28 protein-coding genes and 1 tRNA gene are annotated in these 22,050 nt (G+C 64.3%); 14 read left to right on the top strand and 15 right to left on the bottom strand.

What is annotated here, in order from left to right:
• Positions 1-32 precede the first annotated feature (32 nt).
• From M2341_RS10160 to M2341_RS10150, 3 genes are all read right to left on the bottom strand, one after another.
• Positions 33-467, bottom strand: coding sequence for a hypothetical protein (locus M2341_RS10160; protein ID WP_264585148.1), 435 nt, complete (start codon positions 465-467; stop codon positions 33-35).
• Positions 442-1,257 carry a hypothetical protein gene (locus tag M2341_RS10155; RefSeq protein ID WP_264585147.1) on the bottom strand — a complete coding sequence of 272 codons (816 nt, stop codon included), beginning with the start codon at positions 1,255-1,257 and terminating at the stop codon, positions 442-444. The genes M2341_RS10160 and M2341_RS10155 overlap by 26 nt, the downstream gene beginning before the upstream one ends.
• Before the next feature lie 84 nt (positions 1,258-1,341).
• Positions 1,342-1,791: a helix-turn-helix domain-containing protein gene (locus M2341_RS10150; protein WP_264586025.1), complete on the bottom strand. Its 450-nt coding sequence runs from the start codon at positions 1,789-1,791 to the stop codon at positions 1,342-1,344.
• Between the two features lie 33 nt (positions 1,792-1,824).
• Between M2341_RS10150 and M2341_RS16495 the strand changes: the two genes are divergently transcribed.
• Positions 1,825-2,100, top strand: a complete 276-nt coding sequence (locus tag M2341_RS16495) for a DNA-binding protein (protein ID WP_413715390.1) — start codon at positions 1,825-1,827, stop codon at positions 2,098-2,100.
• A 257-nt stretch (positions 2,101-2,357) separates the two neighbouring features.
• On the opposite strand, the gene M2341_RS10145 is transcribed toward M2341_RS16495, so the two are convergent.
• A complete protein-coding gene (locus tag M2341_RS10145; RefSeq protein WP_264585146.1) occupies positions 2,358-2,564 on the bottom strand; it encodes a hypothetical protein in 207 nt (68 codons plus the stop codon).
• A 208-nt stretch (positions 2,565-2,772) separates the two neighbouring features.
• Here M2341_RS10145 and M2341_RS10140 point away from each other — a divergent pair, with 208 nt between their 5' ends.
• From M2341_RS10140 to M2341_RS10105, 8 genes are all read left to right on the top strand, one after another.
• Positions 2,773-3,282: a hypothetical protein gene (locus M2341_RS10140; RefSeq protein WP_264572948.1), complete on the top strand. Its 510-nt coding sequence runs from the start codon at positions 2,773-2,775 to the stop codon at positions 3,280-3,282.
• An 88-nt stretch (positions 3,283-3,370) separates the two neighbouring features.
• Positions 3,371-3,811 carry a helix-turn-helix domain-containing protein gene (locus M2341_RS10135; protein ID WP_264585145.1) on the top strand — a complete coding sequence of 147 codons (441 nt, stop codon included), beginning with the start codon at positions 3,371-3,373 and terminating at the stop codon, positions 3,809-3,811.
• On the top strand, positions 3,808-4,041 hold the full coding sequence (locus M2341_RS10130; protein WP_264585144.1) for a hypothetical protein: 234 nt from the start codon (positions 3,808-3,810) through the stop codon (positions 4,039-4,041). Before M2341_RS10135 ends, M2341_RS10130 begins: the two co-directional genes overlap by 4 nt.
• 2 nt (positions 4,042-4,043) lie before the next feature.
• Complete coding sequence (locus M2341_RS10125; RefSeq protein ID WP_264585143.1) at positions 4,044-4,283, top strand: DUF2312 domain-containing protein; 240 nt, start codon at positions 4,044-4,046, stop codon at positions 4,281-4,283.
• Positions 4,280-4,615: a hypothetical protein gene (locus M2341_RS10120; RefSeq protein ID WP_264585142.1), complete on the top strand. Its 336-nt coding sequence runs from the start codon at positions 4,280-4,282 to the stop codon at positions 4,613-4,615. The genes M2341_RS10125 and M2341_RS10120 overlap by 4 nt, the downstream gene beginning before the upstream one ends.
• A 154-nt stretch (positions 4,616-4,769) precedes the next feature.
• A complete protein-coding gene (locus tag M2341_RS10115) occupies positions 4,770-4,919 on the top strand; it encodes a hypothetical protein (protein ID WP_264585141.1) in 150 nt (49 codons plus the stop codon).
• A gap of 267 nt (positions 4,920-5,186) precedes the next feature.
• Entirely contained in the window at positions 5,187-5,681 is a 495-nt protein-coding gene (locus M2341_RS10110; RefSeq protein WP_264585140.1) for a hypothetical protein, read from the top strand.
• Complete coding sequence (locus M2341_RS10105; protein ID WP_264585139.1) at positions 5,678-5,890, top strand: helix-turn-helix transcriptional regulator; 213 nt, start codon at positions 5,678-5,680, stop codon at positions 5,888-5,890. Before M2341_RS10110 ends, M2341_RS10105 begins: the two co-directional genes overlap by 4 nt.
• Before the next feature lie 78 nt (positions 5,891-5,968).
• On the opposite strand, the gene M2341_RS10100 is transcribed toward M2341_RS10105, so the two are convergent.
• From M2341_RS10100 to moaA, 3 genes are all read right to left on the bottom strand, one after another.
• A tRNA-Asn gene (locus M2341_RS10100) sits at positions 5,969-6,043 on the bottom strand.
• 66 nt (positions 6,044-6,109) lie between these two features.
• A complete protein-coding gene (locus tag M2341_RS10095; protein WP_264570410.1) occupies positions 6,110-6,883 on the bottom strand; it encodes an NAD kinase in 774 nt (257 codons plus the stop codon).
• 9 nt (positions 6,884-6,892) lie between these two features.
• On the bottom strand, positions 6,893-7,876 hold the full coding sequence (moaA, locus tag M2341_RS10090; RefSeq protein WP_264585138.1) for a GTP 3',8-cyclase MoaA: 984 nt from the start codon (positions 7,874-7,876) through the stop codon (positions 6,893-6,895).
• Positions 7,877-8,019: 143 nt separating this feature from the next.
• Here moaA and M2341_RS10085 point away from each other — a divergent pair, with 143 nt between their 5' ends.
• The gene (locus tag M2341_RS10085) at positions 8,020-10,131 is read left to right on the top strand and encodes a putative bifunctional diguanylate cyclase/phosphodiesterase (RefSeq protein WP_264585137.1); all 2,112 of its coding nucleotides are present in this window, start codon (positions 8,020-8,022) and stop codon (positions 10,129-10,131) included.
• 20 nt (positions 10,132-10,151) lie between these two features.
• Here M2341_RS10085 and M2341_RS10080 read toward each other — a convergent pair whose 3' ends face one another.
• The 3 genes from M2341_RS10080 to murI all read right to left on the bottom strand — a co-directional run bounded on the left by M2341_RS10080 (position 10,152) and on the right by murI (position 12,664).
• Positions 10,152-10,328 (bottom strand): hypothetical protein, encoded by a 177-nt coding sequence (locus M2341_RS10080; protein ID WP_181559792.1) that lies wholly within the window; start codon positions 10,326-10,328, stop codon positions 10,152-10,154.
• Positions 10,329-10,502: 174 nt separating this feature from the next.
• Complete coding sequence (gene hemA / locus M2341_RS10075) at positions 10,503-11,723, bottom strand: 5-aminolevulinate synthase (RefSeq protein WP_264585136.1); 1,221 nt, start codon at positions 11,721-11,723, stop codon at positions 10,503-10,505.
• Positions 11,724-11,848: 125 nt separating this feature from the next.
• Positions 11,849-12,664: a glutamate racemase gene (murI, locus tag M2341_RS10070; RefSeq protein ID WP_264585135.1), complete on the bottom strand. Its 816-nt coding sequence runs from the start codon at positions 12,662-12,664 to the stop codon at positions 11,849-11,851.
• Positions 12,665-12,773: 109 nt separating this feature from the next.
• Between murI and M2341_RS10065 the strand changes: the two genes are divergently transcribed.
• Positions 12,774-13,787, top strand: a complete 1,014-nt coding sequence (locus tag M2341_RS10065) for an acetylserotonin O-methyltransferase (RefSeq protein ID WP_264585134.1) — start codon at positions 12,774-12,776, stop codon at positions 13,785-13,787.
• A 54-nt stretch (positions 13,788-13,841) separates the two neighbouring features.
• Here the strand turns inward: M2341_RS10065 and folD are convergent, their stop codons facing one another.
• Positions 13,842-14,738: a bifunctional methylenetetrahydrofolate dehydrogenase/methenyltetrahydrofolate cyclohydrolase FolD gene (folD, locus tag M2341_RS10060; RefSeq protein WP_264578979.1), complete on the bottom strand. Its 897-nt coding sequence runs from the start codon at positions 14,736-14,738 to the stop codon at positions 13,842-13,844.
• Between the two features lie 402 nt (positions 14,739-15,140).
• Between folD and M2341_RS10055 the strand changes: the two genes are divergently transcribed.
• Positions 15,141-15,674 (top strand): PEPxxWA-CTERM sorting domain-containing protein, encoded by a 534-nt coding sequence (locus M2341_RS10055; protein ID WP_181559787.1) that lies wholly within the window; start codon positions 15,141-15,143, stop codon positions 15,672-15,674.
• Positions 15,675-15,765: 91 nt separating this feature from the next.
• Here the strand turns inward: M2341_RS10055 and M2341_RS10050 are convergent, their stop codons facing one another.
• Positions 15,766-16,245 (bottom strand): PH domain-containing protein, encoded by a 480-nt coding sequence (locus M2341_RS10050; protein ID WP_264585133.1) that lies wholly within the window; start codon positions 16,243-16,245, stop codon positions 15,766-15,768.
• A 185-nt stretch (positions 16,246-16,430) separates the two neighbouring features.
• Between M2341_RS10050 and M2341_RS10045 the strand changes: the two genes are divergently transcribed.
• Positions 16,431-17,813 (top strand): AcvB/VirJ family lysyl-phosphatidylglycerol hydrolase, encoded by a 1,383-nt coding sequence (locus M2341_RS10045; RefSeq protein WP_264585132.1) that lies wholly within the window; start codon positions 16,431-16,433, stop codon positions 17,811-17,813.
• A 15-nt stretch (positions 17,814-17,828) separates the two neighbouring features.
• Here the strand turns inward: M2341_RS10045 and mprF are convergent, their stop codons facing one another.
• Genes mprF through M2341_RS10030 form a run of 3 tightly spaced genes read right to left on the bottom strand, consistent with a single transcriptional unit; the run spans position 17,829 to position 21,525 of the window.
• Positions 17,829-20,378: a bifunctional lysylphosphatidylglycerol flippase/synthetase MprF gene (gene mprF, locus M2341_RS10040; RefSeq protein WP_264585131.1), complete on the bottom strand. Its 2,550-nt coding sequence runs from the start codon at positions 20,376-20,378 to the stop codon at positions 17,829-17,831.
• Between the two features lie 24 nt (positions 20,379-20,402).
• Positions 20,403-20,813 carry a DUF2147 domain-containing protein gene (locus tag M2341_RS10035; RefSeq protein ID WP_264585130.1) on the bottom strand — a complete coding sequence of 137 codons (411 nt, stop codon included), beginning with the start codon at positions 20,811-20,813 and terminating at the stop codon, positions 20,403-20,405.
• Positions 20,806-21,525: a virulence factor gene (locus tag M2341_RS10030; RefSeq protein ID WP_264585129.1), complete on the bottom strand. Its 720-nt coding sequence runs from the start codon at positions 21,523-21,525 to the stop codon at positions 20,806-20,808. The genes M2341_RS10035 and M2341_RS10030 overlap by 8 nt, the downstream gene beginning before the upstream one ends.
• 156 nt (positions 21,526-21,681) lie before the next feature.
• On the opposite strand from M2341_RS10030, the gene M2341_RS10025 reads away from it, so the two are divergent.
• Positions 21,682-22,041, top strand: coding sequence for a PDZ domain-containing protein (locus M2341_RS10025; protein WP_264585128.1), 360 nt, complete (start codon positions 21,682-21,684; stop codon positions 22,039-22,041).
• The last annotated feature ends 9 nt before the right edge of the window (positions 22,042-22,050 follow it).

Here is a 22,050-nt window from a genome sequence, read left to right as displayed (position 1 = left end):
TGGTCTAAGCCGGCTCGGCGCAGGCACCCAGGTCAAATGCGGTGCCCCCGCAGACAGATCTGCTGCTCGTCACAGCGCAGGTGCTGCATCATCATCTGCCTTACTCTGATGATCTTTGAGCATGGCGCCCCAGCGTCGAAGTCGAGGCTGACTTTCGTCTGCCGCCCGAACCCGGTCAGCTGGTCGAGATAATCATCAGCGACTGCCTCATAGCCACGCTCAGTGACATCGATGCCATTCCAGAGAACGCGCCCGGAGCGGGTGACTTTGATGATATTCGCGGGCAGCGGCTCGACAGAATAGCCCTCGCTGTCCCTTATCCTCTCGTCGTGCCATGAGTAGAACCAGGGCCAAGGGACTGCGCAGTTCTGAGCTTTTGTAGGTCCGCATGACGCCAGCAAGGATAGGCTGAGCAACGATAAGGTGCGAAGCGCCGCGGCGCTAGGTATCATCGGGGTGACCGTCATTGTGAGTGACTTTGACACTCCAATGGGGCGCGATTGCCATAAAACTGTTTCCCACCTGCTCATACCAACTCACCTGCACGGTAAAATAGCTCGTGTAGATGCGAGGCCCAACGGAACGGTACTTAATCCAAAGAACAGTCGATACCGGACTGTCTTTTGAAGGGACCGGGAAAGCTGGAATGAGGACCTTCTGTCCGGCAGGAACCACAGTCCATTTTTTTGCTGTGCTGTCGCCCTCGGTGCTGTCAGGATACTGGCGGCCCATTTCAATTATACGGCCGGCGGATCGACCTTTGTTTTCAATCTCAATGCCTACAACATCCCCTTCATGGCCGGATTTGTTACCAATTTGCCCACTCACGGCATGAAGGGTAGCACGCTCTGATTCGTAATAAGCGTCGAGATTCTCTTGGGCGACTTGCGCCGTGCGGCGGGTTTCGCGGAACGTAACAAAGATCAGACTGAGGCCGAACATCCCGAAAGCCGAGCCTATGACCGTTGCAATTCCGATGGCCCGCGTCCAGGCCGCCATAATTTGTTGAGCCTCGAGGTCGCGCTCATTGCGTTGGCGTTCATAGGAGGCCTCACGTACTGCCGCTACGCAGCCAGCGCGCTCAGGAAGGGGCAGGCTGAGGCATTCGCCTTTTTCGCCTATGTGGCGTGGGTCTGCATAGCGGTTGGCAGCTTCGGTTGCATGATGCTCAATTTTGAGCTGAAGCGCTTCGGTTGACATCCAGAGCCAAGCGCCGAAGGCCACTGTCACCACGGCCGTCACGATCAGCCCGATCATGTACCGTCGATCCCAATTGACGGGCGCTTTCTCGCGCGACCGCGGGTCGTTCGATTTCTGTATCATTCCGCCCCCCGGGCAGCACTATTGGTGTCGATAATCCTGCCGCTGATCGTGCATGGTCGCCTGCTGCTGGTCGCTCTCAGGCGGAGGCGGCGTGTCCAGATTTTCGGGAGGGATTTGATCGGCCATGACGCGCACCTGGGCGAGGGCGATCGATTTGAGAAAGTCGGGTAGCGTTTTGTAGAGCTGGACGAGCTGGGCCGTCTGCGAATCGAGTGGATCGGTTTCCATGTGCTGGCCAGTGATGATCCAGAACCAGTCTGCCCCCGCTGCCCCGATCCGCAACAGATACTCGACAGGCGGTGAAGTCCCGCCTTCATAACGGTTCTGGGTATTGAGGCTCACGCCGCCAATTTTGGCCAAATCGCTTTGCGTAAGGCCAAGGTCGCTGCGGGCTTGGCGTAGCCTCAGCGAAATATCACCAGTATTGGTGTTCCTATCTTGACCGATCACCATAATTGGTGCATTCATCACTCACAAACTTCAACAAAGGTGACATGGCACATGTCAGGCCCCGGAGTCTCGCGTTCTGAAAGCTTCACCCAGCGCATTTATGCAGTGCGGAAGCAGTTTGCGGCGTCGGGCATCTCCGTGACGAAATGGGCCATGGATCGCGGGTTCAACCCCACCCAGGTCCACAATGTCCTGTCTGGAAAGCGTCGCTGCGTTCGTGGTGAATCCCATCGCATCGCGGTGGCCCTCGGAGTAAAAGAGGACGTTCCTCCGCCCGGTGAGCCACTGCGTGCTGTGCCTGAGCGGATCGAAGGCGTCCGGGGATGATCTTTCGCGGCATCCCCCCCAGCGAAGCCGCGATGGCCGAAGGAGGTCGGGGCGTTTCCGTCCCGATCTCCGGAGGCGATCTTAGGCAGGCAATCGGCGCCCGTATCGGGCAGACGACCTTGGCTTTTGCCATGTTCTGTTTTGGTGCAGGGCCGATGCGCAAGTGCGCGTTCGTCGGGCTGAATGGTGGGTCAGTGATATGACGAAACCCTGCCTATTGCACGACGTCGTCCGAGAGACTCTGCGTGCGGGCGCACTCAGCGAAATTCGTCGATCAGTGCCTCGAATGCCGGCAGATGAGGATGGTCTGCCGACAGTGGTTTCATCCCGTCCTCGATCAGGTGGCGAACCTGCTCATTCGTCGCCACACCTTTGTCAACGAGCAGGCTCAGCGTCAGTCCGCAAAGGCGCAGGAGCGCCAGATCGGCCTGCGCGAGCAGCGTTGCCGTTTTACTTAAATCCATGGATTCTTCTCACAGTCGTGGTTGTTGGAATAGCGACTGTAGCCAAAGCAGGGGCGGCCTCAAGCCGTCCCTGCGGAGGATTGACTGCGCACGGTCGCGCTCCCGGCCGTCCGTCGCGCGACCGGCGCCAGTCCGGCAAGGGGCGCCCTTGCGCCCCGGCTCCCACAACAAAGGGACTGGCGCCGGCTTGCGCACTGCAGGCGCCGGCATGACGAAGGTCCGTCGCCCGCTCAGCATCGATGCTGCGCTGGCCCGCATCGCCGGCCAGGTGCCCGGTGGCTGGAAGGCCATGGGCGAGGCCGTGGGTTATGAGGAGCGCACCGTCCGCAAATGGGGCGATGAGGATCAGGATGGCGAGGTCAATGTGCCCGCTGCCATCAAGCTCGATCTGCTGTATCAGAAGCACGGCGGCGAGGGCCGCCCGATCTACGATGTTTATGGTCTGATGCTCGGCGCCGCGGTCGCGGAAGCCTACACCGACCAATTCGAGATCCTCCGCCGCGTCATCAACGTGGTGAAGGAGACAGGGGAGGCGAAGGCCGCATTGGTGCGTCTCTCTCTCCCCGGTGCGACTGAAGCCGATCGGCGTGCCGCGCAGCGGGAAGTGATCGAGGCTCTTGATGAGCTGAAGAACATTCTCCCGCTGCTCGAGCACGTCGAGAGGGCCAAGCAGGCGCCCGATGCCATCGGCGCCGTCCAGTCGCGCGCACCGCCCTAAGCGCCGCCCACCGTCCACTGCATCCTGTCCACCGTCCGTCCCGCAGCATCGCTTCCGGGAGCGGCTTTCTGCTGTCTGGAGCCTGCCCATGCACTCGTCTGCGCCCATGAGCCCCGGCACCTATCTCGCCCGCCGCCGCGCCGCTGCCGGCCTCGAAGTCGAGGACGTCGCGCTCCGCATTGAGACGACACCCTATCCAATGAACCTGCGCGATCGCGTGGCCTGGTTGCGCAATATCGAGCAGGATGTTTCACCGCTGACCATCAGCACGGCCGTCGCGCTGCAGCAGCTCTATCCCTTTGACGGCGAAGTGCTGATCCAGCTTTGCGTATGCGTGGACAATCCGGCGAAGCCGCCGCCCGCCATCTGCCGGGTCTGCGCCTGCACCCAGCACGATGCCTGCCGCAACGGCGACATGACATGCGGGTGGGCGGAGGACGATCTCTGCACCAGCTGCGCGGAAGAGCCGCGCTTCGCCACCGCGCATCAGTGCGCGCCGGCCGATGCGGCCGGGCAGGCCGCGGTATGAGGCGCGCTCTCTCGTTGCGCGCGCAAGCGCCGCGCCCGCGCCCCGCGCGCGTCCACCCCATCGCCTGCCACTGCGAGCATTGCGATCCGCACCGCACGTCCGAGGCCATGCGCGCCCTCAACCACTGGGCGCGCCTCACCCTCATCGGCCTGGGCCTCGGCCTCGGCGCCGCCTGGCTCCTCGATCTCGCGATCGGCGGGCCGGGCGTCCTCTCGATCTTCGGAGTTTGAACATGAGCGACAACATTGCCGCCGACCAGCTGCGCCTGCTTATCGAGCGCATCGAGCGTCTCGAGGAAGAAAAGAAGGGCATCGGGGACGACATCAAGGATGCTTACGGCGAGGCCAAGGCGACCGGTTATGACGTCAAGATCATGCGGCAGATCGTCAGCCTGCGGAAGCTACCTAAGCATGATCGTCAGGAGATGGAGGCGATCCTCCAGACCTATCTCGCGGCGCTGGGGATGGAATGATGATCGCGGGGGACATCATCGCCGAGATTCTGCCACCCGAGGGCGCAGGACCGTTTCCGCAGGCGGCCGATCCGCTCGTCATCGATGAGCGCGGGTTCGGTTGGGTGCCGCACGCTTTCCGGCGCGGCTTCTGCTCCTACACACTCATCACACGCGGCATGGGCATCGCCTGGTGGCCGCTGTCGGAGATCGGCGGGGCCATCATTGCAGTCTACGGCGGCAACCCCGCGCAGCCGACCGACGAGAGCGTCGTGTTCAGCATTTCCCGCGACGGGCTCTCCGGCCTGATCGCAGACCTGCAGTCCATCGCCGACCAGCTGGAGCGGCTATGAGCGCCCGCTCGCACCTGTGCCGCTGCGCAGAGTGCCTGGCGCTTGATCGTGCTTTCCCAGGGCAGGGGCAGCAACTGCTGCTGCCTGCGACCACCAGGCCGAGGCGAGGGCGTCAGGCATCCAGGCCCGGTCTTGCCAGAGAGGACAGCCGGGCATGATCTGGTTCGTCATCGCCGTGGCGGTCACGGCCGCCGGCATCGCGTGGCTCAGCCGCATCCCGCCGCCCGTCTGCGATGAATGCGGCGAGGAGATCGGCGAGAACGACGATTGCGAGTCCCGCGTGAGCTTCCGGACTTATCCGTGAAGACACGCCCGTGATCGGAGATCGCGCAGCGGCGACCGCGACTGCGGTCGTCGCTACCCGCCCGCTGCTGCCGCTGATGTGGTGCTGCTCGACGATTCGAGGAGAAGATGATGGTTGCCCTCCATATGGCGGGCGCGCGTTCGGCTGCATGCCGACGCGCGCCGCCCCGGCGCGCGGCATGGAGCCGCGAACCTTGCCCGCGTTGCGCGGTGCGCGGCGATGTCGGCTGCGCACATCAGGCGCCGTTCGCCGAGGAGGCGCCGCGCCATGTCCGGTAGATATGCAGCGCGCACCGAAGTGCCGATCGCGAAGACGCGCGCGGAGATCGAGGAATTGGTCGAGCGCTATGGGGCCGCTCAGTATATGAGCGGGTACGACGCTACGCGGGCCTTCATCGGGTTCACGATGGCGGATCGGCAGGTGCGTTTTCACCTGCGGCTGCCTGACGCGGCCGAGAAGGACTTCACGACCTATCGGGATGGCCATGGCAAGGAGCGCCTTCGCACGGCCGATGCAGCCCAAAAGCAATGGGAGCAGGCCTGCCGCTCGCGATGGCGCGCGTTGCTGCTCGTCATCAAGGCCAAGCTCGAAGCAGTCGAGGTCGGCATCAGCACATTCGAGAGCGAGTTCCTGGCGAACATCGTGATGCCCGACGGCCAACTCGTTGGCGAGTTGGTGCGGCCGCGAATCGCTCATGCTTACGAAACGGGAGACATGCCGGCCTTGCTTCCACCGCCGGCGCACGAGGGAGGAGCATCATGACGACTCACAGCCACAGCGGCGAGGCGCTCTGGCGCCTCCCACGCGTCCGCGAGATGACCGGCCTCGGTCGCGCGACGATTTATCGCCGCATGATTGCCGGCACTTTTCCGCAACGCAGGGATCTCGGCGGGAATCGCGTCGGTTGGCGCCGTTCGGAGGTCGAGGCCTGGATCGTGTCGCGTGAATCGAAAGACAGCGCTTCAAACTGAAACGGGGGCCACGCAGGGGGCCTCAAATAACCACGATGGGGGTAATATGTTGAATTTCACCGAAACTTCGCGGTGTAGTGGCTCCCCGAGTAGGATTCGAACCTACGGCCATTCGATTAACAGTCGAATGCTCTACCGCTGAGCTATCGGGGAGCAGCCGGGCTTTCGTCCGGCGAGGCCGCGCCTATAGCAGCGGGTTTGAAAGAAACGCAAGAGCACTCATGAGATAAATTGTTCAGCCGCGATCCGATCGTCCAGCGTGTGCTCAGGATCGAACAAAAGCGTAAGCGGCATGGCGAAATCCACGGCGATCTCGACCTGCGAGACATCGCGCACTTCGCGCTGGTCGGCCACGGCGGAGACCGGGCGCTTGACGGGATCGACCACACGCAGCCGAATCTTGCTGCGTTCCGGAAGAATCGCGCCCCGCCAGCGGCGTGGACGGAAGGGGCTGATCGGCGTGAGCGCGACGAGGCCGCAGTCGAGCGGGAGAATGGGCCCGTGTGCCGATAGATTATAGGCCGTAGAGCCGGCCGGCGTGGCCACCAGCGCGCCGTCGCAGACCAGTTCCTGGATCACGACTCGCCCATTGACGGAAACTTCGAGCCAGGCGGTCTGGCGTGTCTCGCGCAGCAGGGAGATTTCGTTGATCGCGGGCATCGCGAAGGTTTCGCCGCTCACTGTCACGGCGTGCATCCGCAAGGGGTTCACCTTGAACGCCTTGGCCTTGTCGAGGCGCTGGTCCAGCCCGTCCTGCCGCCATTCGTTCATCAGAAAGCCCACGGTGCCCAGGTTCATACCGAACACGGGCACCCGACGATGGCTCTCCAGCAGCGCATGGAGCGTCTGCAGCATGAAGCCGTCGCCGCCCAGCGCAATGATGATATCAGCCTCGTTGAGGCTGACGAACGGGATGACCGCCTGCAGCCGCCGCGCGGCTTCCTGCGCAGCGTCCGTGGGCGAGGCGAGCAGGGCAAGTTTGCGATCAGCCATGAGGTGGCGTTATCCGCCCGTCACGCTCATGTGGCGGCGCGTGGCGGGCTGCGCGCCAGCCGCGACGCTGAAGTCATGTGCCAGCGGCTTGGCAGCCAGCGCCCGGTCGAGCAGGGCGTCGATCCCCGCGACACCCTGTTCGCGGAATGCGGCCTTGAGATCGATATGATCTTCATGCCCCAGGCACATGTAGATGCGTCCCTGGCAGGTGAGGCGCATCCGGTTGCAATCGGCGCAGAAATTCTGGGAGAGCGGCGTGATGAGGCCGAGCCGGGTCTTGAGGCCGGAGAGGGCAAAATAGCGCGCCGGCCCGCCGGTGCGGTCATCCAGCGGGATGAGAGCGTGCCGCTCGCGAATCGGAGCGATTGCCTCGATCAGCGGCAGGAAGCGATCCGAGCGATCCTCTGCCACTTCGCCGAGCGGCATCGTCTCGATCAGGGTGAGGTCGAAGCCCTGCTGCGCGCAATAATCGAGCAGCGGCAGCATCTGGCCTTCGTTGGTATCCCGCAGCGCCACAGTGTTGAGCTTGACCTTGAGGCCCGCCTGCCGCGCGGCCTCAAGACCGCCGAGCACCTTGGCGATATCGCCGCCGCGCGTCACATGCGCGAAAATGTCCGGATCGAGCGCATCGAGGCTGACGTTGATGCGCCGGATGCCGGCATCGAACAGCATATCGGCATAGGTCGCGAGTTGCGTGCCGTTGGTCGTCAGCGTCAGTTCGTCCAGCCGGCCGGCCTTCACATGGCGCCCCAGCGCACGAGCGAGATCGCCGAAGTCGCGGCGCACCAGCGGCTCGCCGCCTGACAGGCGAATCCTGCGGACGCCCCGGGCAATGAAGCGCTCGGCGATGACCGCAATTTCTTCAAGCGTCAGGATTTCCCGCCGGGGGAGGAACTGCATCGTCTCGCTCATGCAGTAGCGGCAGCGCAGATCGCAGCGATCCGTCACCGAAATCCGCAGATAGTCGATGCGGCGACCGTGACTGTCGCGCATGGCCGGAGCTGCGTCGGGGAGGCTGTCGATTGCGTTCGCCATACGCATTAGCTAGGCGATGCGGGGGGAAGGCGCAACCATCGCGCGTCGGTTGCGCTCGATCCCGTCCGCTAATCCACAAGCCTGAACGGATCGCGACCATTGTGAGAGAGCCTGCCGCAGCCCGGTCCCATGAAGAGGGCGACCAGTCATCCGGCCTGTCCGGGGACATGGGCGGGCTGCCGCTGTTCATTCTCTCGGCCGCGCACCGTGACGCGCTTTCCGCCTGTGCTGCGCAGGCCGGGTGGAAGCCCATCGCGGCGCGGCGGTTGGACCGGGCCGAGAGCCGCTATCTCGGGAGCCTGGCGCGCATCGCGGTCATCGATCTGCGGGGTGTGACGCCGGATGATGCCCTCGAAATGGTGAAAGCCCTGGCGGCCGCCGTCGAAGCCTCCGGGGGCGCCTTGCTGCTGCTCGTTGAAGACGTCGGCGCGCCGCACGTCCCCGGGCTGATCGGGGCCGGTGCCACCCATCTGCTCGATGGCGAGATCGACGAGGCCCGCTTCACCATCGCGCTGCGCACCGCCGACAAGCTGGCCGAGCGCCTGATCGGCAGTCTTGCCGCGGCGGGCAACCGCCATGCCGTCGCACGCAGTGATGGCCTGTTCTGGCGCTGGAATGGCGCGGAGCGGACCCTTGCGATCAGCCCGGCGCTTGGCGATCTGCTGCGGATCATGGTGCCGGATGCCGACCATGCCCGGCTGGGCATTGCCGATCTGGTCCGCGCGCTGGATCGGGCGGACCGGGCAGGGGCCGTGGCCGCGATCCGCCGCGCCGTCGACGACCTGATGCCCTCCGCCTTTGCCCATGCCGTCCCGTCGCAGCCGGATCGACGGCTGGTCCAGCATCTCTATCCGGATGCGCAGGGCTTTAGCGGTGAGGTCGAGGAACTCGATGTGCATCATCGCGCCAACCGGCGGGATCGGGACCCGATGACGGGCCTTGCCAGCCGCCAAGGCGCGATCCGCTGGCTCGACCATCATTTGGCGCAAGGGCGGCTGCCGGCGGTGCTGCTGATCGGGCTTGGCGATTTCGACCGGGTAAACAGCGCTTATGGGCGGTTGGTCGGCGATGCGATGCTCTCTCGCGTCGCGATCCGCCTCCAGCGGCTCGTGGATGCCATGGCGCCGCGCGACTCGCTGGTGGCGCGGATCACCGGCACAGAGTTTGTCATCGCCGTGCTGGGCGGGCCTGAAACCGCGCTGCCATCCGTAGAGCGGGCAACGCTGCTTGCGCAGCAAATCGTCGCGGAAATCAGTCGGCCTTTCAACGCGGGCGACTATCTCATTCGCCTGACGGCGCGCTGCGGCCTTGCGCCCGGTCAATCGGGCGATGCGGCCGAGACGATCCTGCGCCGCGCAAGCAATGCGCTCGCGGACGCCCGACGCGGCAGTGCGCAGGGCGGCATCCGCATCCGGGTGGCGGACGAAGCCAGCCGCATCGTGGATGATGATCGCTTGCAGAACGACCTGCGCCACGCGCTCGATTCCGGCCAGATCCAGCTCCTGTTCCAGCCGCAATATGCGATGGAGGATGATAGCATCGTCGGCGTCGAAGCACTCGCGCGCTGGCAGCACCCTCATTATGGCGAGATCGGCGCCGGCGCGCTGTTTGCCATCGCCGAGCGATCCGATTTCATGCTGCCGCTCTCCGATCATATTCATGCGCGGGCACTGGCGGAGGCGGCGGCATGGCCCGAGGAACTGCGCGATCTGCGGTTAGCGATCAACGTGACCGCGGCTGATATCTCCGAGCCGGATTTCCTGCAGAACTTCCTCCAGACCGTCGATGCATCGGGCTTCGCGCGCGAGCGTCTGACCGTCGAACTGACCGAAAGCGGCCTGGTCGAGCATCTCGTCGGCGCCTCGCTGCTGCTCACGCAATTGCGAGAGGCGGGGCTCAAGGTCGCGGTCGACGATTTCGGAACCGGCTATTCCAGCCTTGCCTATCTCAAGGCGCTGCCGCTCGATTATCTCAAGATCGACCGGAGCATCGCGCGCGATATCGAGGGCACTGCGCGTGATCGCGTGATCGTCCGCGCGATCATCGATATGGGGCGCTCGCTCGGGCTGGGCGTGATTGCCGAGGGTGTGGAAACCGAACAGCAACTCGCGCTTCTCGCCCGGGCGGGCTGCACCTGTTATCAGGGTTTTCTGCGTTCACCGGCCATCGCCAGCGACAAGCTCGCCGATCTCGTGCGCGCAAGTCAGCGTTAGCGCCACCTAGCGCGGCGCGCTCAACCGTAACGCAGTTCACCCCGGAAGGGCAGATTACGACGGGCAATTTCGGTGTTCACCGCCTGTTGCAGCGGCGTATTCGACTCGCGCGCAGCCGCACGACGGGCGATTGCGTACAATTCGGCATCCAGCATGGCTCTCGCCATGTCCGTGCATTCGTCGGTTAATTTTCTCATCGGATGTCCCTCCTATCGAGGGGCAAAGCGGAATTCCGCGCACCGTCAGCCGCAATGCACAGCCGACTCGATGATAAACAGCGAAACTCCCCGCCTCAACGCGAGAAGTGTAACACAGCTGGCAAAAAATGGGTAGGAAATCGGAACCGCTCGCCCGATTTCCCGTGCCGCGGGTCAGGCCGCCTTGCGGAACTCCAAATCCAGCCGATCCCAAATCTCGACCAGCGCGGAGACAAGCTCACGCATCATCTCTTCGCTGTGGGACGGGCCGGGCGTGAACCGCAGCCGCTCCGTACCACGCGGCACGGTGGGGAAGTTGATGGGCTGCACATACACGCCATATTCGGCGAGCAGAATGTCGCTGATCCGCTTGGCCTTCACCGGATCGCCCACCATCAGCGGCACGATATGGGTGACCGACGGCATGACCGGCAGATTGGCATTGGCCATCTCGGCCTTGAGGAACGCCGCTGCAGCCTGTTGCGCGTCGCGCTCGACCTGGCTCTGCTTGAGGTGACGCACGGCCGCGAGCACGCCGGCAACGAGCACGGGCGAGAGGGAGGTAGTGAAGATAAAACCCGGCGCATAGCTGCGGATCACATCGATGATCACCTTGTCGGCAGCGATATAGCCGCCCATCACGCCAAAGGCTTTGCCCAACGTGCCCTCGAGGATCGTGATGCGGTGCGCCGCCTCGTCCCGCTCGGTGATGCCACCGCCGCGCCGGCCGTACATTCCTACGGCATGCACTTCATCGCAGTAGGTGAGCGCGTTGAACTCATCGGCAAGGTCGCAGATGTCGTGGATGGGCGCCACGTCGCCGTCCATCGAATAAACGCTCTCGAAGGCGATCAGCTTGGGCGCATCCGGATCGGCCTCGGCCAGCAGTTCGCGCAGATGGGCCACGTCATTATGACGGAACACGCGCTTCTCGCAGCCCGAATTGCGGATGCCCGCAATCATCGAGGCGTGGTTGAGCGCATCAGAAAAGATGATGCAGCCGGGCAGCAGCTTGCCCAGCGTGGCGAGTGTCGCCTCGTTGGAGACATAGCCGGATGTGAAGAGCAGCGCGCTCTCCTTGCCGTGCAGGTCAGCCAGCTCGGCTTCCAGATCGATATGATAATGGGTGTTGCCGCCGATATTGCGGGTGCCGCCGGAGCCGGCGCCGACATCGTGCAGCGCCTCTTCCATGGCCGCGATCACCTTGGGATGCTGGCCCATGGCGAGATAATCGTTGGAGCACCAGACGGTGATCGGCTTCGGACCGTTATGCCCGGCAAAGCAGCGCGCATTGGGGAAGGCGCCCTTGTTCCGCAGAATGTCGATGAAGACCCGGTAGCGGCCCTCGCCATGCAGGCGCTCGATCGCCTGCGTGAAAACATGCTGATAATTCATGGTCGGCAGCTTGTCCCGTCTCGATACCGCGCCTCTAGCGGTCTATGGCTCGCAATTCCACTGATAATGGCTTGCAAGTCGATATTGGCGTCTAATGATGTGGCGCCGCTACGCTTTGATTTGGCTCAAAGTAGTTCGGTTTTGGTGATGCCGTAGGTCTGCAGCGCGGGGCTGAGTGCTTCGATGTCCGGTGAGGGGCCGGTGAAGACGGCTTTGCCCGGCGCCGGGTCGGCCGGCCAGGGCGCATCGCCGTTCAGCCAGGCGATCCGCCGCGCGATTCCGTCGCCGCCGTGGAGGAAGGTGATGGGGTGCGGCGCGGCCTCGGCCAGTTCAGCTTCCACCAACGGAAAGTGCGTGCAGGCGAGGACCACCATGTCCATCCGGTCTCCGCCCGGCTGCTCGAGCAGGCCGGCGAGAGCAGTAGCCGGAATTTCCGGGTCGGCCGGTGCACCGCGCAGCCGCGCCTCGGCATAAGCGACCAAAGCGGCGCTGCCATGCCGCAAGACCGTACAGTCCGCGCCATGCTCGCGGGCAAGCCGATCGACATAGGGCTGTCGCACCGTGGCATCCGTGCCCAGCACGCCAATGACTCGAGTTTTCGAGGCCAGAGCGGCCGGCTTGATCGCAGGCACCGTGCCGACAACGGGAATATCGAGCGCCGCGCGCACCGAAGCGAGGGCGATGGTCGAAGCGGTATTGCAGGCGATCACGGCCATGCGGGGGCGATAGCGCTCCACCAGCCGGCCCAGCAGCGCCGGGACGCGCGCCGCGATCTCCGCCTCGCTCTTGATGCCATAGGGAAAGCCGGCATTGTCGGCGGCGTACACGATGGGCATCGTCGGCAGCAGGGCCATGGCGGGGCGCAGGATGGACAGCCCCCCCACGCCGGAATCGAAGAACAGGACGGGAGCCGCTTCAGGCGGGCGGGTCGGTTCAGCCATGGCGCTTCTCTTGACGCTGCGTGTCCGCACAAGTCAATCGTCGATGATGGGCGCGGTTGAGCGCTGATGGCGGCTCTGCCATCATGGCATCCGATAACGGAGGAAGAGGATGGACGGCACAATCGACCGTGAAGAGCGGCATCGGCTTATCGACATGATCACGGCGGCCTGGAAGACCAAGGTGATTGGCGAGGCGGTTGGGCTGGGCCTCATCGAGGAACTCGCTGCCGGACACCACGATAGCGCGGCTATCGCTCAGTCATTGGGTTGCAGTGAGGACGGGGTCATGCGCCTGCTGCGCGCACTGGCGGTGCTTGGCCTTGTCACGCATGAGGGCTCGGATCGCTTCTCGCTTACGCCGCTCGGGGACTGCCTGCGCAAGGACGCGCCGGATTCGCTTTATGGCATGAGCGGACATTGGAATGAGCGGATGTGGAACAGCTTCGCCAATCTGGGTATCAGCGTGAAGAGCGGGGAGCCCTCCGTGCCCTCCGGTCCTGATCATTTCGTCCAGCAGCAGGCTGATCCGGCGCGGGCGGATGTCTTCAACCGCGCCATGGCAGAAGGGAGCCTGCGTGTCGGCCGGGCTCTCGCTCGGGCTTATGACTTTTCGGGTGTGAAGACGGTGCGGGACGTCGGCGGCGGCTATGGCGCACTGCTCGTTGGCCTGCTCGAAGCCCATCCCCATTTGCGCGGCGAAATTTTCGACCTAGCAACGCTCGGCGATGCTGCGCTCAAGTGGCAGGACGGGCAGCCCGTTCGAGATCGCATTGCCTATCTCGGCGGCAGCTTTTTCGATGCTGTTCCGCCCGGCGCGGACCTCCTTCTCCTCAAATTCATTCTGCATGATTGGAACGACGCGCGGTGTCGGACAATCCTGTCCAACTGCCGGGATGCGATTGGGGACGGACGCATCCTGATCATCGAGCGGATCGTGCCCGACCGTGTCGGCCCGGGCGATGAAGACGTGATCCGGGGCGACCTGATCATGCTCAGCGTTGGCGGCAAGGAGCGAACGGAGGCCGAGTATCGCGCCTTGTTGAGCGCGGCGGGGCTCGAAATGACCGGCATCACCCCGATCGATGACCGTTATGCGGCCATTGAAGCGCGGCGCGTCGGCTAATTGATGAATGCGGAGCGCACCGGCGGGCAATCCGCCAGTGCGCTGAAAGGCTGATCAGCCTTCCTTATTGGCCGCGATCCGCTCGGCTGACTGGATGGTGTTCTCCAGCAGCATGGCGATGGTCATCGGGCCGACGCCGCCCGGCACGGGCGTGATGTGGCTCGCCTTTTTGGATACGCCCTCGAAATCCACATCGCCGACCACGCGGCCATCGGGCAGGCGATTGATGCCGACGTCGATCACCACCACACCGGTCTTCACCATCTGCGGCACGATCAGGTTCGGCACGCCCGCAGCGACGACGAGAATATCGGCGAGGATGGTCCACTGGCCGAGATCCCGCGTCTTGGCATGGCAGATCGCGACCGTCGCATCATTGGCCATGAGCATCAGCGCCATCGGCTTGCCGACGATGTTGGATGCGCCGACCACGACGACATTGCGCCCTTCGATGGGGATGCCCTCATGCTTGAGCAGGTTCATCACGCCATAAGGCGTGCAGGGCGGGAAGACCTGGCGCCCCACCACCAGCGCGCCGACATTGTAAAGGTGGAAGCCATCGACGTCCTTCTCGGGCGCGATGGTCTCCAGCACCTTCTCCATGTCGATATGCTTGGGCAGGGGCAGCTGGACGAGAATACCGTGGACATTGGGATCGGCATTCAGCTTGCCGATCAACACCAGCAGTTCCTCATTGGTGATGGTGGCCGGGTGACGATGGCTGATCGACTTGATGCCGACCGCCTCGCAGGCCTTCACCTTGCGGCTGACATAGATGGCGGAGGCGGGATCCTCACCCACCAGCACAACCGCAAGACCCGGCGTCACGCCGCGCGCCTGAAGCGCCTCGACCCGCGCGCGCTGCTCGTCGCGCATCTTGAGGGCGACGGTCTTGCCGTCGATCAGCTTGGCGCCGCCCACTGGCCGATTGTCCGTTGCGAGAGCGTTCACGCGATCCTGCCTTTCTGATGCGGCCTGTGATGTCGGCCCATTTGCTGTTCGTCCCGATCCCATGCCCGGCGGTCGCGCGCGTCACGCTTGATCTCTCCCAGGTGGAATGCCCTCATAGAGCCTTCTGCTCTTTAAGGGCCGCGACGCAGCAGGTGCAGCCAAGCAATTGATCTTTGGCGCCGTCCATAAGTGGCGGGATAATTCAAGTCAAACGAGGCCAGGCCTTTCTCAGGAATGCCTGATCGGCCCGGCGTGAGCCTTACCGCGCTGGGCCATCGAAGCGATAAAGAGTGGCCCATTTTAGAACAGCAATGGTTAATATCGTTGTTAATCAATTTTAAAGGTCTGCTATGTCGCTCGCTGTCAGCTGCAGAGTCGCAGCGACACATGTGGGAGACTATCATGCGTAAATCACTTTTGGCGGCGGCTTCGCTCGGTGCGATGCTGCTGGCGGCAGCGCCTGCCTCTGCAGCAATCACCTTCACGCTGGATGACGTGAACTTCATCGGCGGCGGTGCGCTGACGGGATCGTTCACCACCAGCGACGATCTGTCGACACTGCTCGATTTCTCGATCAGCACCACGGCAAATAATTACGGCTTCTTCGGCAATTTCCCGGGTGACACCTACACGCTTGCGGATGCGACGAGCGTCGCCTGGTCGTCCACCCTCGGTCTGGGCGCTACCTTCGTTTCGCCGATCTCGGCGATCGCGCTGGTCTTCGAAAGCCCGCTGACGGCTGATGGCACGTCGCTGGCGCTCTCGAACGAGACCGTCGTGAAGTGGAATGGCGGCACGCGCTTCGCCCTGTCCGGCAGCGTTTCGCCGGTTGCTGCGCCCGTGCCTGAGCCGGCCACGTGGATGATGCTGATCGGCGGGTTTGCGATTGCCGGCACGATGATGCGTCGTCGTCGCACGACTGTCAGCTTCGCCTGAGTCGAACGCTCGATTTCAAGGAAGCCCGGCTGGAAACGGCCGGGCTTTTTTGCGTGCCAATCTAGCCGGTCCGGCAACGCGCCCGGTGCGCTTACATGTCGATTTCGCGCACGCCCTTAATCCTGCGCGCGCGCTCCACGCGGTTGCGCAGCTCCGTGCGGATATGGCGCGCATTTTCCAGGTTGCTGATGCGCAGCACGGTGCGCCGATCGACGCCTTCGCCGGTCAGGTCCGAGGAGATGATCTGCAGATTGCCGACGTCAAACAATTGCTGGATGATCGAGAAATCCGCGCGCACATCCTTGATGCGGTAGAGTTCGATCTCCTCTTCCGTCCGGGCGAGGATGCCCTGCCGAATGAACAGGCGCTCGCCGCTCAGCTCGTACCATGTCATGCGATAGCGCAGCGCGACCACGCCCACGGCAATAAACGGAATCCCGAGCAGGAGGATCGATCCGGCCAGGGTCAGCCAGCCCTTGAAGGATTTGAGCAGGAAGGCGGACATGGTCGGGCGAAATCCGATGACATGCTCGGTCTGCCATCCCGCCATCTGAACTGCTCTGCCGGTCATGCTCTGCTCCATCCTCGCCGCGCTCTAGTCGGCCGGGGCAGGGGGCACGTCAAGAGGGGTGAATGGTCGCTTTTGCGACGAGCCCATCTTGCGTCTCGCAGGGCAGCGGGCGCTGTAGTATTCCGGCCCGCTAGAGACATCGGGCGGCGCGGTCGCCGACGATCGGATCGAAGGCGAGGTAGAACATGCGCAAGAAACTGCTCGGCTTTCTGGCGTTGGGATTGCTGGGTGCGGTCAGCGCGACTGCGCAGGGGCGCACACCCTCCGCCGCGCCGGGCGCATCCTATCGGCTGGCGCCCTTTGGCGCCGTGCATGTCGACCGGCCGGCCGGTACGCCGCAGGGTGCCGTAATTTTTCTTTCGGATTCGCCGACGGCCGCCCCGATCGCGCGGGGCTTGAGCCAGCGCGGGCTGCTCGTTGCGACGATTTCGGCCGCTACGTTGCTCAAGACCGTTCAGGCTTGGCATCAACGCTGCCTCAACCTGAATGCGCCGATCAACGACCTTTCCAAGGACCTTCAGCATCGTGCGGGAATTGAGGCCTATCTCAAGCCCGTGCTGATCGGCCAGGGTACGGGAGCGGCTCTGACCTATGCCGCGCTGTCGCAATGGCCCAACGCGCCCTACCGTGGGGTGATTTCGATCGGTTTCACGCCGCAGGTGGTCAGCGCCAGCCCATGGTGCACGACCGGCGGCGCGTCCTTTGCGGGAGTCGGGCATACCGGCCGCTGGTCGTTGCACCCGAACAGGCAGATTGGCGTGCCCTGGCTCGTCATGGGCACGGCGGCGCAAGTCGGCCGGACGCAATCCTTCGTGCGCGCGGTGCCGGGCGCCAACCAGAGAACGCTGCCCCCAGCCGCGCAGGCATGGCCGCAAGCCATCGGCGATGCGACGATGGCACTGCTGCCGCGCGACCAGCCGCGCACTCCCGCCGGCGCGCTCCCGCACCTCACCATGCCGCTCACATTGGTGCAGGCAGCGCCGACGCCGATGAACCGCGATCTGATGGCGATCATCTATTCGGGCGACGGTGGCTGGGCGAGCATCGACCGCGACGTGGCGAGCCAACTCGCGGCGGCAGGGATAGCGGTGGTCGGCGTGGACAGCCTCGAATATTTCTGGACCGCGCGCACGCCTGCCGGGACCGGGCGCGATCTCGCGGCGCTCATCGACACGTTTAGCGAGCGATGGGCGCGTCCGCGAGTTCTGCTCATCGGTTACAGCTTCGGCGCGGATGCCCTCCCGTTCATGGTCGATGCTCTACCGCCGGCCATCCGCAGCAAGATCGAGCGCGTGTCCCTCCTGGGCTTGAGCAGCACGGCGGATTTCCAGTTTCACCTCAGCAGCTGGCTGGACGTGGGCGATAGCGGCGGGCTGCCGACCATTCCGGCGATTACCCGGCTGCGCGGCCTGGCGGTCCAATGCGTGCGCGGGCAGGAAGAAGACGAGAGCGCCTGCGGCAAGATCCCGCAGGGGCTGGCCCAGCAATATGTCGTGCCGGGGGGTCATCATTTCGATAGCAATGCGGCGTTGCTGGCGCAGATCATCCTCGCTCGCAAGCGCCCCTGAAGCGCTGACAATGGATCAGGTCTGGGGGCTGCCGCCGATGAGGCTCTGCAGGTCGATCAGTGCGCGGGCGAGCGAGATGCCCTGAGGCCCGGCGATGTAGCGCGGCTCCCATTCGGGCGAGAATTTCTCCTTATAGGCGCGCAGCCCCTCAAAGCCGTAAAAGGCATTGCCATGCTGATAGAGAAACGCCCCGAGCTTTGACCACAAAGGCGCGAGGCGGCGCGCTTCCAGCCCGGAGAGCGGCGCCATGCCGATGTTGAACCAGCGGTAGCCCTGCTGCTGCCCCCATTGCATCAAGCGGATGAACAGAAAGTCCATGGTGCCATAAGGTGCGGCGTCGTCATGGCGCATGAGGTCGATGGAGAGTTCCGAGCGGGTCTGTGTCGGCCAGATGTTGGCGAAGGCGACAATCTGCCCCTGACTGCGCACGACGGCGCAATCGAACCTTGCCAGATAGGCACGATCGAAACGACCGACACTAAAGCCTTTCTCGCGCTGGCCCTTGGCCTTGAGCCAGAAATCGGAGACGCGTTCGAGTTCGCTCATGTGGGCGGGCACGTCGGTTGCAGGAATCACCTCGAACGTTGCGCCCTCGCGCGTCGCCCGGCGCTCCGCATGGCGCAGCGATTTGGCGCTGGGGCCATCGAGCGAGAAGGTCGCGAGGTCGACATGGGCTTCCTCGCCATATTTGGTGATGCGCAGGCCCAGCTCAATGGCCATGGGCAGGGCCACAGGGCTGATCTGGTAGAGCAGCAGGCGCCCCTGGGCCGCGTCCGCCTTTTCGCGCAGGTCCCAGAGCAAATCGGACCATTCGTCTTCGGCGCCGACGGGATCGCCCATCACGATCCAGCTCGCTCCCTTGATCTGATACATCAAAAAGGCGCGGCCGCTTTGCGAGTGGAGGAAGCGCTTGTCTCCGGAGAAGGCAAGATTTGCGTCGGTCCGATCCGCCAGCGCGAGAGCGGCGGGGGACGGCTCATCTACCCCAGCTTCTCCGGCGCGTTCGGCCCGGGCCGGCTCGAACAGTCGGGCTAGGCCGACGCCCACGAGCAACACCGCGACGGCAAGACTGGCGCGCAGGAACCGCGCGGCATCGGCGCGTTCGGCAAAGCGCCACCACAGATCGTTCTGATAATCCACATGGCGGTAAGCGAACAGCCCGATCCAAATCGACAGGCCCACCACCACCGCAATCGTCGCCAGCCAGCCGGGCGAGAAGGCCTCCGCCAGCAGGCGTGTGCGCCGGTAGAACGCGGGCTTGGACCATTGCAGCGCGGCCGCGATGAGCAGCATGACGCCCGCTTCCTCATAATCCAGGCCCTTAACGATCGAGAAGACCGCACCAGCGAGCAGCAGGAGCCGCGTGAGCCAGAAGGCCCCGTCGAGGCGACGGTAAAGGCCGGCGGAGAGCACCAGTAGAGCCGCGCCGATCAGGCTCCCGCCCATGTGGGAAAGCTCCACGAACGGCAGCGGCACAATGTCGGACACGGTGTTGGCGCGCCAGGGGATGGTCGGCAGCGATCCGGAGATCAGCAGCACCGTGCCGCCGAAAAACACCAGCGCGGAGATCATCAGTGGCGCCATGCCGGAGGCGACGACCTGAGCGCCGCGCAGCGTTCGTCCGATGGGCTTATGCCAGCGCGCGCCCTCCTGCACCACGATCAGAATGGCCGCCACAATCAGCGGGGCGACATAGTAGATGAGGCGATAGGCCAGCAGGGCGGCGACCAGCTCCGGCCGGTCCACATTCGGCAAGGCAATCAGCATGATCGCCTCGAACACGCCAATCCCGCCCGGGACATGGGTGATGAGCACGGCGACGATTGCCAGGGTATAGCCGATGAAGAAGGCCGGCCAGGCGCTGATCTCGATGCCAGGAATGAGCACGAACAAGGCCGCGCTGGCCGCTGCAAGATCGAGCGCGCTGATCCCAATGAGCGCGATGATCTGCTTCGCCGGCGGCAACGGGAGCGACCAGCGACGGACGTGCAACGTCCGCCCCTGTCTTCCGGACCAGAAGAGGACCGCAACTGTCGCCAGCAGCAAGGCGAACCCGATCGCACGCAGCACGCCAGGCGGGATGACCATCCCGTCAAAAGCCAGCGCTTCGGGCCGCCAGGCGAGCATGGCACCGGAGAGCACGAACACACCGCTCCAGAAGGTGAGGCTGGCGATCAGGATCACGCGGGCAATATCCCCGGCGCCGAGCCCAGCGGCGCTGTACACCCGATATCGCGCCGACCCGCCGGTCAGCAGCGAGAGGCCGAGATTATGGCTCAGCGTGTAGCTGGTGAACGAGGCGATCGCGGCGGTGCGGTAAGGCAGCGGGCGCCCAATGGTGCGCAGAGCCATCACATCATACAACGTCAGCGCGGCATAGCTGCACGCGGTGAGGAGCGCGGCAGCCAGAAAGGCGAGGGGAGGCAAGGCGTGGAATGCCGCCCGCACGTCGCGCAGATGGACCTCGCGCAGCAAGTGGCTGAGCGCCACGAAGCCGAGCACGGCCAACAGCAAGGCAACGCCAATGGTCAGGATTGTGCGATGGCGCTGAGTCATGGTCTTCATCTGCCCCCCGGAGGCCATCGGGCGCTAATCGGCCTGAACCTGGCGGACCCAGATCTGGCTTTTGCACAGCCAGCCGCCGATCAGGCAACCGGAAATCTTCACCCGATCCCGGTCGAGCTGCTCGATGGTGGACGAGAAGGTGCGGCCAAGGTCCGGCACATAAACGCGGCCCGCCCAATGCCCCGGTGACTTGGCATGATAATCCTGCAGGAGTTTGGTCCCGATCAGCCTGGAGACCCCGGCGTCGGCGGCATCGGCAAGGGCAGTCGCGTTCGCCCAGCTCACCCAGCCGCACAGGCCGCCACCGCAATCGCCCGTGGTGACGACCACCGTGCCGCGCGGATTGATCCAATGCCCGGCAATGGCATTCTCGGCATGGGCTGGCGTGAAGGCGCCGATCATGGCGGCAAGGCCTGTCGCGAGCAGCTTACCCATGAGGATGGATCCCGACCGAGGTCATCGCGTCGAACAATAGTCCCGTGACCGCCTCGACATCCCAGTTCAGCTGATGCCCACCGGGCAGACCCTGACTGCGCAAATTAGGCAGGTGCAGGCGCGGACAGAGGCTGTGCGGTTCTTCCTTGCCGTAGACGCAGAGCAAGGGGAGCCAGCTGAGCGTGCGCGCGGTAGGCAGGGCATCATGCTCGGTCTCCCAGAAGCTCAGCACCTCGCTCGGCGATGCACGATACTCGACCGTCGCGCCGGGCACGAAGAGCGCGGCCAGCGCGATATCGCGGCGCTGCGCCTCCGGCAGGTTGGCGAGGCCGACATGGAGCATATCCGCGCCAAAGGACTGGCCGATCAGCACCACGCGCCCCTGCGGGTTCACGGCGCGCGCCTGCGCCAGCGCCTGGATGATGAGCGCAGCAGCCTCGGATGGGGTGCGGGTCTGGCGATAATAGGTCAGGCTGTTGACGCCCACTACCGGGGTGCCAGCCGCCTCAAGGCGCTCTGCAATCTTGGGGCCCATGCCGACGCGAAAGCCCATGTCGCCGGAAAAGATGATCGCCACGGGCGTACCGGCGCGCGGCTGGTAGCCGGCGGGCCGTGAGACCGTGAACGGGTCGCTGCCCAGATAGCCCAGCCAGTCGAATGCCATGAGTACCAGAGCCATGAGGGCCGCGAGCGTGATTGCCGTCTTCCGCATCCGTCCTCCGCGCCTCGTCATGCTGCTCTCATGTCCATGATCGTCCGAGGGTTATCCTCTGGCAGCGACAGCCGGTCAACGCGGTGGCCGCTTCATGAACTTCATGTCATGTGGCGGTCAGCCGCCCGCCATTCGCGATGGTCTAGGCGGGATGTCATGGGCCTCTCGAACCGCCTCCTCTACTTCTTTCTCGTTCCGCTGGCGGGCGCGCCGCCCTTGCTGTCCTCCCATCTCGTGCCACCGTCCGTGGCCGCGCCTCGCCACGCTACGCATGCCGGGTTCACGCTGGGCAAGGACAAGGCTGGCCGGATCGTTGTGACCAGCCTGCGGGACGGGCAGGCAGGGGGCGGGCCGATTGCGGTGGGCGATCAATTGCGCGCTGTGGATGGGCATGCAGTGCGAAGGCTCGGCGTGGCGCGGCACATGATCGACGATCCCGCCCATTGCGACATTCCGCTATCGCTGGCGCACGGCGCCGTGCGATATGAGGCCCGCGCTCGGCGATGCGGCAGTTGATGGCGGCAG

This window comes from Sphingobium sp. B7D2B (assembly GCF_025961895.1).
In the GTDB taxonomy this organism is placed as follows: domain Bacteria; phylum Pseudomonadota; class Alphaproteobacteria; order Sphingomonadales; family Sphingomonadaceae; genus Sphingobium.
This window is presented reverse-complemented; position numbering and strand designations above follow the sequence as displayed.